At 57.1% G+C, this 15,595-nt stretch carries 6 protein-coding genes; 5 read left to right on the plus strand and 1 reads right to left on the minus strand.

What is annotated here, in order from left to right; translation table 11 throughout:
• Positions 1-4 precede the first annotated feature (4 nt).
• From ACIF4X_RS08435 to ACIF4X_RS08455, 5 genes are all read left to right on the plus strand, one after another.
• Complete coding sequence (locus ACIF4X_RS08435) at positions 5-11,671, plus strand: filamentous hemagglutinin N-terminal domain-containing protein (protein ID WP_397481750.1); 11,667 nt, start codon at positions 5-7, stop codon at positions 11,669-11,671.
• Between the two features lie 7 nt (positions 11,672-11,678).
• Entirely contained in the window at positions 11,679-11,969 is a 291-nt protein-coding gene (locus tag ACIF4X_RS08440) for a hypothetical protein (RefSeq protein ID WP_397481751.1), read from the plus strand.
• Positions 11,970-12,102: 133 nt separating this feature from the next.
• Complete coding sequence (locus ACIF4X_RS08445) at positions 12,103-12,291, plus strand: hypothetical protein (RefSeq protein ID WP_397481752.1); 189 nt, start codon at positions 12,103-12,105, stop codon at positions 12,289-12,291.
• A gap of 162 nt (positions 12,292-12,453) precedes the next feature.
• Positions 12,454-13,146 carry a transposase gene (locus ACIF4X_RS08450; protein WP_397481753.1) on the plus strand — a complete coding sequence of 231 codons (693 nt, stop codon included), beginning with the start codon at positions 12,454-12,456 and terminating at the stop codon, positions 13,144-13,146.
• A gap of 191 nt (positions 13,147-13,337) precedes the next feature.
• Complete coding sequence (locus tag ACIF4X_RS08455; protein ID WP_397481754.1) at positions 13,338-14,345, plus strand: glycosyltransferase family 2 protein; 1,008 nt, start codon at positions 13,338-13,340, stop codon at positions 14,343-14,345.
• Between the two features lie 86 nt (positions 14,346-14,431).
• Here the strand turns inward: ACIF4X_RS08455 and ACIF4X_RS08460 are convergent, their stop codons facing one another.
• Positions 14,432-15,475, minus strand: a complete 1,044-nt coding sequence (locus tag ACIF4X_RS08460; protein ID WP_397481755.1) for an LLM class flavin-dependent oxidoreductase — start codon at positions 15,473-15,475, stop codon at positions 14,432-14,434.
• Between the last annotated feature and the right edge of the window lie 120 nt (positions 15,476-15,595).

The raw sequence follows: 15,595 nt of genomic DNA on the forward strand, positions 1-15,595 counted from the left end.
CGACATGGACGTTCGCCAGTTTGCCTTTCTTGCACTCCAACCTTCTGCGGCCGTAAAAGACCGCGAAAGTTTTTTGGGCATGCCCAAGCGCGGACTCGCGTTCCTGCTGGCGAACGTCATGTTCTGGCAACCGATGTGGGCGCAGGCCGACGGCATTGTGGTGGCCAACCCGAACACCTCGCTGGATCGCGCCGGCAATGGTGTGCCGATCATCAACATCGCTACGCCCAATGCCAGCGGCCTGTCGCATAACCAGTTCCACGATTACAACGTCGGTGCGCAAGGGCTGATCCTCAACAACGGCTCGACGCAGAATAATCTCACTCAATTGGGTGGGCACATCGTCGACAACCCGAATCTGAAGAACAGCGGTTCGGCGCAGGCGATTCTCAACGAAGTCATCAGCGGCAACCCGAGCCAGTTGCGCGGTTACACCGAAGTGGCGGGGCAGTCGGCGCGGGTGATCGTAGCCAACCCGTATGGCATTACCTGTAATGGCTGCGGTTTCATCAACTCGCCGCGCGTCACGCTGACCACCGGTAAACCGGTGCTCGACAACGGTCGTCTGGATCGTTTTCAGGTCGATCAGGGCTCGGTGGCCATCGAGGGTGCGGGTCTCAACGCGACCAACGTCGATCGCTTCGAAATCATCACCCGCAGCGCAAAGATCAACGCCGAGATTCAGGCGCAGAACCTGACGATTGTTGCCGGTCGCAATGACGTCAACGCACAAACCCTGAATGCTACGGCCCGCGCCGATGACGGCGGCGGCAAACCGCAACTGGCCATCGATTCTTCAGCGTTGGGCGGCATGTACGCCGGGGCGATCAAACTGGTCGGCACCGAGGCCGGGGTCGGGGTGAAGCTCGACGGCAAACTGATTGCCAGCGGTGGTGATATTCAGCTCGATGCCAACGGCCAGTTGAGTCTGGCCGACACCTCGGCCACTGGCGCGGTCAACGTCAAGGCTGCCAGCCTCGACGCCCGCGGCCCGGTTTACGCCGGCACCAGCGTCAATGTGCAAACCCAGGGCAATCTGACCAACCGCCAGACCCTCGCGGCCCGCGACGGCATCAGTCTCAGCGCTGGCGGCCAACTGACCAACGCTGGCGCCATCGACGCCGGCGTCAACGCCGATGGCAGCCGCAATGCCAGCGGCGATCTGAGCCTCATCGCACAGAACCTCGACAACACCGGCAAAACGCTCACCGCCAGCCGCAATATGACGGTCAGCACGGCGCAAACCCTGAACAATCAGGGCGGCACGCTGAGCGGTCAGAGCACAGCGGTCAGCGCCGGTTCTCTGGACAATCGCAACGCGGGGCGTGTGCTTGGCAACGCTACGCTGAGCGTGACCGCCAATCAGGCGTTCAATACTCAAGGCTTGATCCACAGCGCGGGTAACCTGACCGGCAGTTTCGGCCTGCTGGACAACAGCAATGGTGAGCTTTCCAGCGGCGCTGTCATCCGACTCAACGCCGATGGAGTGAATAACCGCAGCGGTCAGATCCTCGGCGACCTGGGGTTGAATATTGATCTGCGTGGTGCGTTGGACAACCGTGACGGTGTGCTCGGCTCCGGCCAGGCGGTGAACCTGCAAGCTGCCAGCCTGGATAACCGCGATGGCGGTGCGCTGGTCAGCGACGGCAGCATGACCGTCCGTGTGCGCGGTGTGCTCGACAACCGCAACAAGGGCGAGATCACCGCCAAGGGCACCATCGACGCGCAAACCGGCAGCCTCGACAACCGCGACGGTAAAGTCATCGGCAAAACCACGCTGACGTTGCGCAGCGACACGGCGGACAACCGTGCCGGTGTGATTCAGGCTGATCAGCAATTGACGCTCAAGGTCGATCGACTGGATAACCGCGACAAGGGCCAGGTCACCGGCAAGGCCGGTATCGCCTATACCGGTACGCGTCTGGACAACAGCGGCGGGCTGATCAGTGCGGTCGGTCCGGTCAGCCTTGAGGCCGGCGAAGTGCAAAACGCCGCTGGGCGCATATCCAGTCAGGGCGACCTGACGGCCACCATCGGTCTGCTACAACAACAGGGTGGTGCGCTGGTCGCTCAAGGCAATCTGAGCCTGACCGGCAAGACCCTCGACAATCGCAACGGCGGGCTGGTCGGTACCACAAAAGCGCTGACACTGGCGGTCGCCGAGATCGATAACCGCAGCGGCGAGATCTCCAGCAACCTGCTGCTCAACATCCAGGGCCAGCGGCTGGACAACAGCAACGGCGGCAAGCTGCTGGCCGGCACCGACCTGGGCCTCACTGTGGCGAAGCTGATCAACCTGAGCAAAGGCCTGATCAGTGCCAAAGGCACCACGACGCTGACCGGCAGCAGCCTGGACAACAGCGGCGGTCGCTTCGACAGCCTCAAGGGTCTGGTGATCACCCTCGACGATGCCTTGATCAATGCTCAAGGCAACATCAGCAGCGAAGGCACGTTGACGGCCACTGTCGGTCGGATCGACAACAGTGCCGGTGCGCTGGGCAGCGCCGGCAGCCTGCGCATCACCAGCGCCGGGGCACTCCTCAATCAGGCCGGTTCGATCAGTACCGACAGCACGTTGACGTTCAAAAGCGGCACGCTGGATAACAGCCGCCAAGGCCTGATCTCGGGGGCGGGTGCAACACGTATCACCACCGGCGATGTCGACAACAGCCAGGGCGGTCGGCTGATCGGTGGCGCGACGCTGGAGCTCGACGCGGCGCAGGTCAATAACGCTACCGGGCGGATTGCCAGTCAGCAGGCCCTTACCGCTTCGGTGCGCGGGCTGGATCAGCAGGGCGGTGAATTGTTCAGCAAGGCCGATCTGACCCTTGACCTGAACAACGGACAATTGAACAACCAGAACGGTTTGATCAACGCGCCTGGCACGTTGCTGCTGAAAAACCTCAACGGTGTGATCAACAAGAACGGCGAGATCTCCAGCCAGCAAGCGTTTACGCTCGCCGCCAACGATCTGGACAACAGCAGTGGCAAATTGATCAGTCAGCAGGGGCTGATCTTGCGCATTGCCCAAGCGTTGAACAACGTCAAAGGCGTTATTTCTGCCGCGACGCTGGGCAGCCATTCCGGCAGCCTCGACAACCAGGATGGCTTGATCAGCAGCGGTGGCCTCCTCACGCTGACCACTGACAAGACCTTGAACAACCAGCTCGGCACACTTGTCGCCGACGGTGAACTGACGCTGACCGCCGATGCGCTGGTCAACCGGCAGGGCAGCATCGCCGGCAAGTCGGATGCCAGCGTTCAGGTCAAAAACCTGAACAACCAGGACGGTCAACTGATCGCCACCGGTGTGCTCAAACTGAACGCCGAAACCCTCGACAACCGTCAGGGCGGTTTGCTCGGCTCGACCAAAGCCATGACCTTGACGGTCGATGAGCTGGACAACCGTGGCGGCGAAATCACCTCCAATAGCGAGCTGCTGATTACCGGTAAAAAACTCGATAACAGCGATGGCGGCAAGGTTTTCACCGGTAAATCCCTGACCCTGACGGTCGATCAATTGCTCAACCGTAACAAAGGCCTGATCGACGCGGGCACGCTGTTGAAGCTGCAGGGACGTGCGCTGGATAACAGCGGTGGTGAATTGCTCAGCCAACAGGACATGGGCCTGAGCCTCAGTGGCGACTTCGCCAACCACCTCGGCAAAGTCAGCAGCGAAGGGGCGCTGACCGTCAGCACCGCGCAACTGAGCAACACCGAGGGCAGCCTGTCCAGCGCGGCGGACCTGACCCTCGACAGCACTGGCAACGTCGATAACCAGGGAGGCCGGATCGTCACCGATGGCGCACTCGTGCTCAACAGCACCGGTCTCGATAACCGCCAGAAGGGCACGCTAAGTGGCAAAGGCGCGGTCACGGTCACGACCGGTGCCTTCGACAACAGCAGCGGTTCGTTGAGCAGCGCCGACACCCTCAACCTCCTCGCCGCTCAGGTCACCAACAGCAATGCAGGCAGTATCGGCAGTCAGGGGGCGTTGACGGCCTCGGTCACAGGCTTCGATCAACAGAGCGGCAAGCTGTTCAGCAACACGCGCCTGAGCCTGGACCTGAACCACGGCCAACTGAACAACATCAACGGTGTGATCAGTGCGCCCGGCACTTTGCTGCTCAAGCAACTCAATGGCGTCAACAACCAGGGCGGCACGATTTCCAGTACCGAAGCGTTCACCCTGAGTGCTGAAAATCTGGACAACAGCAACGGCAAACTCCTGAGCAATCAGGGTCTGACCGTGCGCATCGCCAACGCGCTGGACAACGTCAAAGGCCTGATCGGCGCGGCGTCGATCGATGTGCGCGCGGGTAGCCTGAACAACAGCGGCGGCAGCCTGGTCAGCCGTGGCGATCTTGAACTTACGGTCGATGGCCTGCTGCGCAACGATGCCGGCGGGTTGATCAGTGCCGCACAAGCGTTGAATATCACCAGCGCCGACCTGAACAACCAGAGCGGCACATTGTTGGGCGTCAGCGCACTAACGCTCAATGCGATGGCACTGAACAACCGCGCCAATGGTTTGATCAATAGCAAAGGCAGCCTGACGCTGACCGCTACCGGTCTGGATTCCAGCAATGGCGGTGAAGTCTCCGCTGCCGGCGACATCAATCTCGTCTTGACCTCGTTGACCCAGAACGGTGGACGCCTGTTGGGCGACAAAGCCGTCACGCTGGACCTGGCCAACGGCGACCTCGACAACCAGAACGGTCTGCTCACCGCCAAAGGTCCGTTGACCCTCAAGCGTTTGCGCGACCTGAACAATCAGCGCGGTGAAATCTCCAGCAACCTGAGTTTCGACGTCATTGCCCGTGCTGTGAACAACAGCGCCGGCAAGTTGATCAGCGGCGAAAAACTCTTGTTGCGCGGCACCACACTGACCAACCAGAAGGGCTTGTTGTCCGGTTGGCAGGGGTTGCGCGTCAGCGGCGACAGCCTCGACAACCGCGACAGCGGCACGCTCTCCGGCAAACTCGGTGATATCTCGGTCGACCTCAAAGACGCGTTGCTCAACAGCGGCGCCGGTGCGTTGGTCGCCGAGGGCAGCCTGACGGTCAAGGCCGGCAGCCTCGATAACAGCAACAAAGGCATTCTGAGCAGTGGCGCAGGGCAGAGCCTGACGCTGAGCGGCGCGCTCAATAACAATCAGGGCGGTTTGATCGCCAGTGGTGCGGCGCTGGATCTGGTCAGCATGGCGTTGACCAACGTCGGCGGCGCGATCAATGCGCAGCAGGCGATCAGCGCTACGGTTTCGCGACTGGACAACAGTGGCGGCCAGATCGCCAGTAACGACGCGATCACCCTTGACCTCAGTGGCGACCTTAACAACAACGGCGGCCGACTGGCCGGCGCAGGTCCGGTGCTGATCAAGGGCGTAACTGACCTGAGCAACCAGAACGGCCAACTCGCCAGCCAGAAAACGCTGGAACTGCTGACCGGATCGCTGGACAACAGCAACAAGGGCACCATCGCTGCCAGGGATCTGTTGCAGATCACCGCCAGCGGCGCAGTGCGTAATAACGCTGACGGTTTGATCTATAGCCAGAACGCCGCCCTCCAACTGAAGGCTGCGAGCCTGAATAACGGCAAGGGCGCGCTGCAAAGCGAAACCGGCCTGACCCTGAACGTCACCGGTGACCTCGACAACCAGAGCGGCAAAGTCATCGCCCAGAACGGCGATGTGAGCATCAGTGCTGCCAACATCGATAACCGTGGCGGGATTCTGTCCAGCATCAAGGGCGCACTCGAAGCGCGCACCGTCGGTGTGCTGCGCAATGGCTTTGATCTCAACAACAACCGCCAGGGCGGCATCATTCAGGCACAGGGTCTGATCGTGTCGGCATTGGCCGGGCTGGACAACAACGGCGGACGAATCTCCGCGCAAGCGGCCGATGCAGTTATCACCACGGCAGGTTTCGATAACCGCAACGGTGTGCTCTATGCAAAAGGCCTGGTGAGCGTCAGCGGCACTGGTCTGGATAACGGCGCCGGGCAGATTGCCGCGGAGCGCATCGACTTCGGTCTCAGCGGCGCGCTGAACAACGGCGCGGGTGTCATTGAAAGCAACACGCAACTGAGCATCAGAGCGGCCAGCGTCAACAACCAGAATGGACGCCTGCGTTCGCTGGGCAACTCTGGCAAGACCGAATTCCAGATCGGCGGACAAATCGACAACCGCAACGGCGTTCTGGAAACCGCCAATACCGACATGACCGTCAACGTTGGCAGCTTCCTCAATGGCGGCGGGCAACTCAATCACGTTGGTCGTGGCAGGTTCGATATCTCCACAGCCAACGTGATGGGCGCCGGCGGCAGCATCACCACCGGCGGATTGCTGGAACTCAATGCCGATACCTGGAATAACAGCAGTGTCATCCAGGCTGGGCGTCTGAATGTCAATGTTCGGCAGTTCAGTCAGGCCGCTAACGGCAAGTTGCTCGCTTCGGATCTGTTACAGGTACGCGGCGGCAACTGGATCAACGACGGTTTGATCGCCAGCGACGGCTTGATCGATATGCAGTTGAGCGGGGCCTACAGCGGCAATGGCCGGCTGTCGAGTCAGAGAGGGACTTACCTCTCTGCCGCACAGATGAACCTCGGTGCCGCTGGAAGCTTTGCGGCGGGTGCGACCTCGACCATCAGTGTGGGCGGTCAGCTCATCAATGCCGGACGCATCACCTCCAGCGAAGACCTGACCGTCAACGCCGGCAGCCTCGCCAACTACGGCACCTTGGGTGCAGCGCAGAACCTGAACATCAACACGTCTTCTTTGCTCAATGATCGCGGGCTGATTTTCAGCGGCAACGACATGACGCTCAGCGTAGGCAACCTGACCAACCAGAACGGTGATTTTTACGGGCTGGGGAATGTGACCATCAACGGTTACGGGACCGCACAGGCCAGTCAGGTGTCGAACCTGTCGGGTTCGATGGAGAGCGGCAAAACCTTCAAGATTGACGCCGCCAACTTTGCCAACCGTACCTCGGGGGACGATGGGACGCAGAGTTTCGCGCTGAATCGCAAACTGGTGTCCGGTTTTATCGGCGTTCAATGCGGCGATTGTTCGGGTGGCACCTACGACGTCAACCTGATTGCCCACGAAGTCTTCGAAGGTGGGCAGGACAATGACACCACGGCTTCATCGTTGCTGACGGCCGGTGGCGATTTCATCTTCAACGGCGGTGAATTCCTCAACAGCAAAAGTACGCTCAGCGCCTCCGGCAACATCACTATCAATGCCAACAACATGAGGAACGTCGGTGCGGTCAGCGGCAGCATCGAGCGCACGCGAATTTTCCGTACCGGCGCCATCGACTTGGGCTCTTTCAATGTCTTCATGCCGGAGGTGGTGGCGTACAACCAGCGCAATAACCCTGACTTTCCGAACGTCTATTACATTGACGGTACGGGGAATTTTGCCCAGGGTGTCGTTACCTCGGCAACGGGCCGGGAACCCGGTCACGACGGTGGTCTGACACGAGTGGTTGTGATCAAGGACTCGGTGACGAACAAGTCTGTCGGCGATCTCACTGTCTCCGGTTATAGCTGGGGCAACACCAGCCCGCAGTCTCAATACGACCCCAATAACCTGGTCGATATGCCGACCAGGCTGCAGGGCTTCACGCTGACCTCTGATAAAGAAGTGGCCACTGACGGCACCAGTCCCGTCGCGGGTCGCAATGCGGTCATCCAGGCCGGTGGCAATGTTTCGATCACGGCCACCAAGACTCTGCAAAACAGCGTGATCCACGAAGATTACGGCTCCACCGGAGGCGCCAACAAGGTCGGCAACACCAATGTCGGCAATACTGGCACCACCGTCATTCGCATCAACAGCCAACTGCCGCCGGACCTTGCCCAACAGCAAGTCAATCCGCTGTCCTTGCCAGGCTTCTCACTGCCAACCGGTGAAAACGGCCTGTTCCGCCTGAGCGGTCAAGGCGCCAGCGACAGTGCGCCCGTGGGCGCCACGGGTCCGGCGCCAACCTGGACCGTGGGTGGGCAAACCGTCGCCACTGAAGAGCACGTTGTGGCTGCCAGCAGTGGCGGCCCGCGTAATCTTTTCATTGACGCGCCGCCTGCAGTCTCCGACAGCACACGCGCAGTGGATACGTTCCACCGTACCCCGAGTGTCGTGCAGGCCGTGGCCAGTACGGTCGACGTCAATGTGCCGGTGAAACCCGCCGGCCCGGGCATGAAAGACCGCGGCAACGACGCCAAGGAGTCGATCGACACCCGGCCGGTGACCCGCGTCACAGGCCTGCCGGACACCAAGGCGCCGTCCAACGCGCACAAATACCTGATCGAAACCAACCCGTTGCTGACCGACCTCAAGTCGTTCATGAGCTCCGACTACCTGCTGGAAAAACTCGGCTATGACCCCGACCAGAGCGCCAAGCGCCTCGGTGACGGTCTCTATGAACAACGCCTGATCCAGCAAGCCGTCACCGCACGCACCGGCCAGGCTTTCATCGATGGCCAGACCTCCAACGAGGGCATGTTCAAGTACCTGATGAACAACGCCATCGCCAGCAAGGACGCACTCAATCTGTCGGTCGGCGTCGGTCTCACATCGCAGCAAGTCGCGGCACTGACCCACGACATCGTCTGGCTCGAAGAGCACGAAGTGAATGGCGAAAAGGTGCTGGTGCCGGTGGTGTATCTGGCTCAGGCCAATGGCCGTTTGGGCCCGACCGGGGCGTTGATTGCCGGTAATGACGTGACGCTGATTGCCGGTGAGAATCTGGACAACGTCGGGACGTTGAAGGCCACGAATAATCTGTTGGCGACGGCGGGTAAGGATCTGGTCAATAGTGGTTCGATCGAGGCGGGTAACCGTCTGGATCTGTTGGCAACCAATAACATCGTCAACAAGGCCGGCGGCATCATTGCCGGACGCGATGTCAGCCTGACCACGCGCACGGGCGATGTGATCAACGAAAGGACAATCACCTCGTCCGACAACAGCACCCGATTTGGCACTCAGCATCATGACTATGCCGATAACGCGGCACGGATCGAGGCAGCCAATGACCTGACTGTCAAAGCGGCCAAGGATATCAATATCATCGGCGGCGTGATGACGAGCGGCCGCGACATGGTGTTGAACGCGGGTCGCGACATTAACGTGTCGTCAGTGCAAGTCAACAACAGCGTGTATCTGGACGCAAAGCACAACCGCAGCGACGTCACCCAATTGGGTGCTGATATCAATGCCGGACGTGACTTCAAGGCCGACGCCAAGCGCGACATCAATGTCATTGCCAGCGACATCGATGCCAAGCGTGATGTGGCGATGAAAGCCGCCGAAAACATGGTGATCACCTCGGCGGCGGATGAGGAGCACTCGCTGTCCAAAAACAAAAAAGTGACACGCCAGGAAGACCATGTCAGTCAGGTCATGTCCGGTATTACCGCGGGCGGTGACGTCAGACTGGATGCGGGTAAAGACCTGAGTGTGATTTCCAGTCGAGTTACTGCAGGAGACGAAGCCTATCTGGTTGCGGGTGACAACCTGCAAATTCTGGCACTGCAGGACACCGATTACTCCCTGTATGACAAGAAGAAAAAGGGCAGCTTCGGCAAGCTGAAGATGCAGCACGACGAGGTGACCGACAACAAGTATGTCGGCTCCGAGATCAAGTCTGGCGGCGATCTGACGCTCAAGAGCAAGGGCGATCAGCTTTATCAGGTTGCCAAGCTTGAAAGTGGTAACAACATCACCCTGGACAGCGGTGGGGCGATCACCTTTGAAGGGGTCAAAGACCTTCACAATGAAAGCCATACCAAGACTAACAACAACGCCGCCTGGGTCTCTTCAAAAGGTCGCGGCAACACCGACGAAACCCTGCGCCAGACCCAGATGATTGCCAAGGGCAACATCGTGATCAAGGCCGTTGATGGTCTGAAAATCGACATCAAGGATGTGAACCAGCAGTCCGTCAGCCAGACCATTGACAGCATGGTCAAGGCTGACCCGCAGTTGGCGTGGTTGAAAGAAGCCGAGGCGCGCGGGGATGTTGATTGGCGGCTGGTGAAGGAGATTCACGAGTCATTCAAATACAACAACTCGGGGCTTGGTCCGGCGTCGCAGATGATCATCGCGATCGTCATGGCCGCCGTCGTCGGACCGGCTGCCCTGACAGCGTTAAGCGGAATGGGCACATTCTGGGCCGCAACCTTTGCGGCTGTAGCTACCGGAGCGGCTACGAATGCCACGACAAGCTTCATCAATAACGGCGGAAACCTTGGAGCGGTGTTCGCGGACGTTACTTCATCCGATGCGCTGCAGGGTTATGTGATTTCCGGGTTGACGGCTGGATTGATGTCCGAATATCTGACCAAACTAACCGGCGTGAAATTCGACGCGAACGGCAAATATGCCGGGACGTCATTAGCTACGTGGGAAGGTGTAAGCAAGTTCGCGGGAAGCCAGATCCTTCAAGGCGGTACTTCTGCGCTGATCACCAAGGCAGTGGGCGGCGATGCAGATATTGGTGATCTGCTGCAAACCGCGCTATTCAATACGGTAGCTGCGTTCAGCTTCAACTTGGTGGGTGATCTCACAAAAGGTGTGGTCGATGATGGCACCGCTACCAAAGTCATCATTCATGCTGCGGTTGGCGGGTTGTTGGCGGAAATGACCGGTGGGGATTTTGCGACTGGCGCGTTGGCGGCTGGTGCGAATGAGGCCCTCGTTAAAGAGATGAACAATTGGTTTAAGGGCAACCCGGACCTATTGATCATGGGATCCCAGATTGTTGGGGTTCTTGCAGCTTCGACGCAAGAAAATGTTGATGCAGAAACTTTGCAAAACGGCGCATGGATTACTGCTAACGCTACAAAATTTAACTTTCAAGGACACTATGATAAGTACCTTGAAAAGTATGAAGCATGCAAAAACGATTCAACGGGTGTGGGATGCTCATCAATTCTTAAACTGGCGGGCACTAATTCTCAGACTCTTGGTAATTTTGTTCTGAATATGGATGCGGACTCTAAAATCGTCAGCTATACGTTGCTTGATGATTCAGGGAAACCGTGGATGATCATGGAACCTTTGGAGTACAAAGCTTATGTAGCATTGCCAGTGGCGATGCAGGATGCTTACAAAAACTCTGCGCAGTGGCAGTTCGACTTGTCTTCCACCTTGCTTTATGCAAATGACGGACAAGGGGGCAAAGCGATAGAAAGCTACGAGATGATGCTGACCGATCCAGATTATTGGGGCGAGATGGCTCTCTCATTAATGCTCTCCGCTGCGGGCGGATCTGTACTTCAGGGTGTAAAGGGGGCTGCTGGTAGCTTGTTGAAGCTCGGCGAAACCAAAGTTATCAATAATGTAAGTATGACTCGTGTAGGGAGATGGATGTCCCCTGGTGAGCTATTACAGATGCAAGGTAACAACAGGGTCGTACAGGGTGCAGGAGGGCAAACTTACATCTCAATTAACGGTGCGGCTGATTTTAAGGGGGCTGCATCTAAAGGGGCCGTGTATGTCGAATTTGATGTTCCAAGTAGTGGGTTGTTGCAAGGTGGCAAGGAAGGCTGGTATAAAATGATTGGTCAAGATGCCAGTAAGTCTCAGCAGTATCTGTTGGAAAAGCAGGGCGGAGAACATCTGCCTGAAGTGAAAAATATTAAAATCTTAGATAGAAAGTGAGGGGGATATGGATTATTTTCAGTTCGAAATAAAAATTATGCCTCTGCTCAAAGGCTACACTGTGACGAGCTCAAAATTCGCAGGCGGAGATTTTGGTGACTTGGAACGAGTAGAGTTGGAAGGCTTTGGGAAACTGGCAACTGTAGAGTTTTGGTCTGAAGGCTGGACGGGTTTTGATATTTATGACTGCACTTGTGATGAGCAAGTCATGAATGTTTTAGTCTCTCCCGAGGAGGGAGAACTCATCTCGAATGTAATTGAAGAGTTTGTAGGAAAGTTGAATGGCAAAGCTCAATAAATCTCTTTAGGTAAGTGGGGGCAGACCACGTTTAGACAAGGGGGCGGACCACGGCTTTGCAATTTATTCAAAAAACGTGGTCTGACCCCTTTTTACTCCTGGCGCTAACGCAGTTCTGCAGACTGCTATTTACATGGAAGGCATTCGTCGCGGGCTAAAACTGTCAAAAGAAAGTCAGTATGCGATTGATATGTTGGAGATGTTGGCGGATACATATGAAAAGTGCAGCGCCGAGAGTCTCGTTGAAATCGGTGTCGATGATGAAGAGTTAAAAGTTATTCAGTCTGATATGGATACTGTCAGAATAATGTTTTTGTGTTGAGAATTTCGGTGGCCTCTAACAGTAGTGGGCGATGTGATGAGTGGGGGAAAGGGGGACAGACCACGTTTATGTAATTGACTGCAACAATACGTAAAAATTTGCCGTCATTTGTACCGTGCGGCCCGCTAAGCTTTCAGTTCGACCAATTGAAAGGATTCATCGATGCCGCGTAGACCCCGAGTTTTGATACCAGGCGTACCATTGCACTTGATTCAGCGAGGAAACAATAGATCTGTCTGTTTTTTTACCGAGGAAGACTACCTTTTTTATTTGGAGCTTTTGGTCGAGCAGGCTTCTAAAAATGATTGTGATATTCATGCGTGGTGCTTAATGACCAATCACGTTCATTTGTTAGTCAGTCCTCAAAATGTCAACAGCGCAAGCCTGCTGATGAAAGGTGTCGGGCAGCGATACGTCCAATATATAAATCGTACGTATAGTCGCAGCGGAAGTTTATGGGAAGGCCGGTTTCGTTCATGTCTTGTTGAGAGTGAACGATATTTGTTGTGCTGTTATCGATACATCGAAATGAATCCCGTCAGAGCGAAAATGGTAAATCATCCGGCAGAATATCGCTGGTCAAGTTACCGTGTTAACGCACAATCAGAGCGATCACACATTGTTACCCCTCATGCTCAGTATTTGGCGCTTGGAGGGCAGGGCGGGCAGCCGGCAGACGCTTACCGCGAACTGTTCAAAAATGACTTAGAATCAGAGTTGGTTGACCAGATTCGTGACGCGACCAATGGAAATAATGTTTTTGGCGGTTCAAAGTTTGCTGTTGATGTCGAGGCAATGATCGGTCGTCGCGTGCAGCGAGGGAGCCCGGGACGGCCAAAAAAATCGACCATCTAGTGAAACGTGGTCTGTCCCCGTTTCCTCTGCCTTTGACGCCTCCATCACCGACCATTTATCATGATGCCATCATATTGGCATCGCTTTGTCTCAAAGCGTTGAAAACGTGCCTTCTCCCATCCTGCGCACGTCAACCTTGCCTCACAAATTTCCATCATCGGCCTACGCCGTCGCCTCAGGTGTTGAACAACGTGTCTGTTCCGAAAATATCCGTCGTCATCCCCACGTACAACGTTGAGTCCTACATTGCTGAAACCCTCGATTCGCTGATCAACCAACCCGTGCCGCTGCACGAAATCATCTTGATCAACGACGGCTCGACCGACGGAACCCTGGCCGTGATTGAGGCCGGTTACGGCGATCGTTCGGAAGTCAAAGTGGTGACTCAGCTCAATCAGGGGGTGGGTGCAGCGCGGCGCAATGGTCTGGCGGCGGCAACGGGGGAGTTTGTTTTTTTCTGCGATCCGGACGATGTGGTCAGCCCGGAATTGTTTTCGACCCTGGTGGAGCAGATTGAGGCCAACGCGGCGCTTGAGTTGTTTTATTTCTCCAAGCGTTCGTACACGGAAGTGGACGGCGAGAAGCAACTGTTGCGACGTAACACCGCCGCCAGCCGCAATGGCTGGTTCGATGCGGGGCGCGACTTGCTGGAAGATCTGATTTTGTCCGGCAAGTATCACGCGGCGACGTGGCAATACATTTTCAAGCGTTCGGTGTGCGAGCGTTTTGCGGTGCGCCTGGAAGGTCGGGCCCATGAAGATCATGTGTTCAGTATGAACATTTATCTGCACAGCCAAACCACGTTTGCCACCGCAGCAGATTATTACTTCCAACGGGTCAGAAGCGGCTCGCTGACGCAGAGCCATAAGGATGTCGAGTACGTGATGGGCAGTTATGCGGCGTATCGCGACACCTTGGCGGCGTTGAAGAAACACGTCGGTTCGTTCAATGCCGGGCGTGACGTCGCGCTGAATTTCATGGAACGTAATGTCGATGCGCTGATCACCAAGTGCATCAAGTACGGTGTGCCGTTGCCGCAGCAGATCACTTCGATGACTCGGCAAGACAGCCGTGATTGCGGGGTAGTGGCGCATCCTCGCTGGACGTTGTTGTTTCCGCGCATTGCTCACGGGATGCGCAAACTGCGTTTCAATTTGAAGCAGATGCGCAGGAGCCGAAAGGCCACCGTTCAGGGCTAGTTTTCACTCGCTGAGAAAAGCGAAAAAAGGGGCGAATTCATATCGATGAATTCGCCCCTTTGTATTGCGCTTCAAGTACACGGTTTTCAACGAAACGCCGGCACCACATGCTTGATAAACAGCTCCAACGACTTCTTCTTCTCCTCATGCGGCAAGCTGTTGTCACACCAGAAACTGAACTCATCCACCCCCAGTTCCTGGTAGTACTTGATCCGCGGAATGATCTCCTCCGGCGTACCAATCATCGCCGTCTTGTGCAAACTCTCCAGCTCAAACTCAGGACGCCCGGCAAACTTCTCTTCCGGGCTCGGCGCCAGAAAGCCATTGACCGGCGTTTCCTTGTTGCCAAACCACGCATCGAAGGTGCGATAGAAACGTGAGATCGCTTTCGCGCCGACTTTCCAGCCATCCGGGTTATCCGCGGTGTGTACGTAGGTGTGGCGCAGAACCATCAGTTGCGGACGCGGCACGTCTGGATTGTTGTCCAGCGCGGTCTGGAACTTGTTCTTCAGGTCGAGGACTTCCTCGTCGCCCTTCATCAATGGCGTAACCATCACGTTGCAGCCGTTGGCCACGGCGAAGTTGTGCGAATCCGGGTCGCGGGCGGCGATCCACATCGGTGGGTTCGGCTTCTGGATCGGCTTCGGCACGCTGGTGGAGGTGGGGAATTTCCAGATGTCGCCGTCGTGGGCGTAATCGCCTTGCCACAGGGCGCGGACCACCGGGACCATTTCGCGCAATGCCTGGCCACCGCTGGAGGCAGGCATGCCGCCGGCCATGCGATCGAATTCAATCTGATAAGCGCCACGGGCCAGGCCGACTTCCATACGACCGTTGCTGATGACGTCGAGCAATGCACATTCACCGGCAACGCGCAGCGGGTGCCAGAACGGCGCGATGATGGTGCCGGCGCCGAGGTGAATGGTGGTGGTTTTGGCAGCGAGGTAGGCGAGCAGCGGCATCGGGCTCGGCGAGATGGTGTATTCCATGGCGTGGTGTTCGCCGATCCACACGGTGCTGAAACCGCCGGCTTCGGCCATCAGGGTCAGTTCGGTGAGGTCTTCGAACAGTTGGCGGTGGCTGACGCTTTCGTCCCAGCGTTCCATGTGGATGAACAGGGAAAATTTCATGACGCTTCCTCGGATCTTTTGTTGTTGAGGCTACAAAAATCGGTGGGAGTGAGCGTTTCGCGATCTTGCTGTGTCAGTCGGTTGTTGCGCCGTCTGTAACACTGCTTTCGCGAGCAGGCT

Origin of the sequence: Pseudomonas sp. NPDC085632 (genome assembly GCF_044541255.1) — a bacterium.
In the GTDB taxonomy this organism is placed as follows: Bacteria; Pseudomonadota; Gammaproteobacteria; order Pseudomonadales; family Pseudomonadaceae; genus Aquipseudomonas.

What these genes read in the sequence shown, in the direction of transcription:
- ACIF4X_RS08460 (WP_397481755.1), bottom strand. Translation starts at nt 15,475, where the DNA reads ATGAAATTTTCCCTGTTCATCCACATGGAACGCTGGGACGAAAGCGTC.
- ACIF4X_RS08440 (WP_397481751.1), top strand. Translation starts at nt 11,679, where the DNA reads ATGGATTATTTTCAGTTCGAAATAAAAATTATGCCTCTGCTCAAAGGC.
- ACIF4X_RS08450 (WP_397481753.1), top strand. Translation starts at nt 12,454, where the DNA reads ATGCCGCGTAGACCCCGAGTTTTGATACCAGGCGTACCATTGCACTTG.
- ACIF4X_RS08435 (WP_397481750.1), top strand. Translation starts at nt 5, where the DNA reads ATGGACGTTCGCCAGTTTGCCTTTCTTGCACTCCAACCTTCTGCGGCC.
- ACIF4X_RS08445 (WP_397481752.1), top strand. Translation starts at nt 12,103, where the DNA reads ATGGAAGGCATTCGTCGCGGGCTAAAACTGTCAAAAGAAAGTCAGTAT.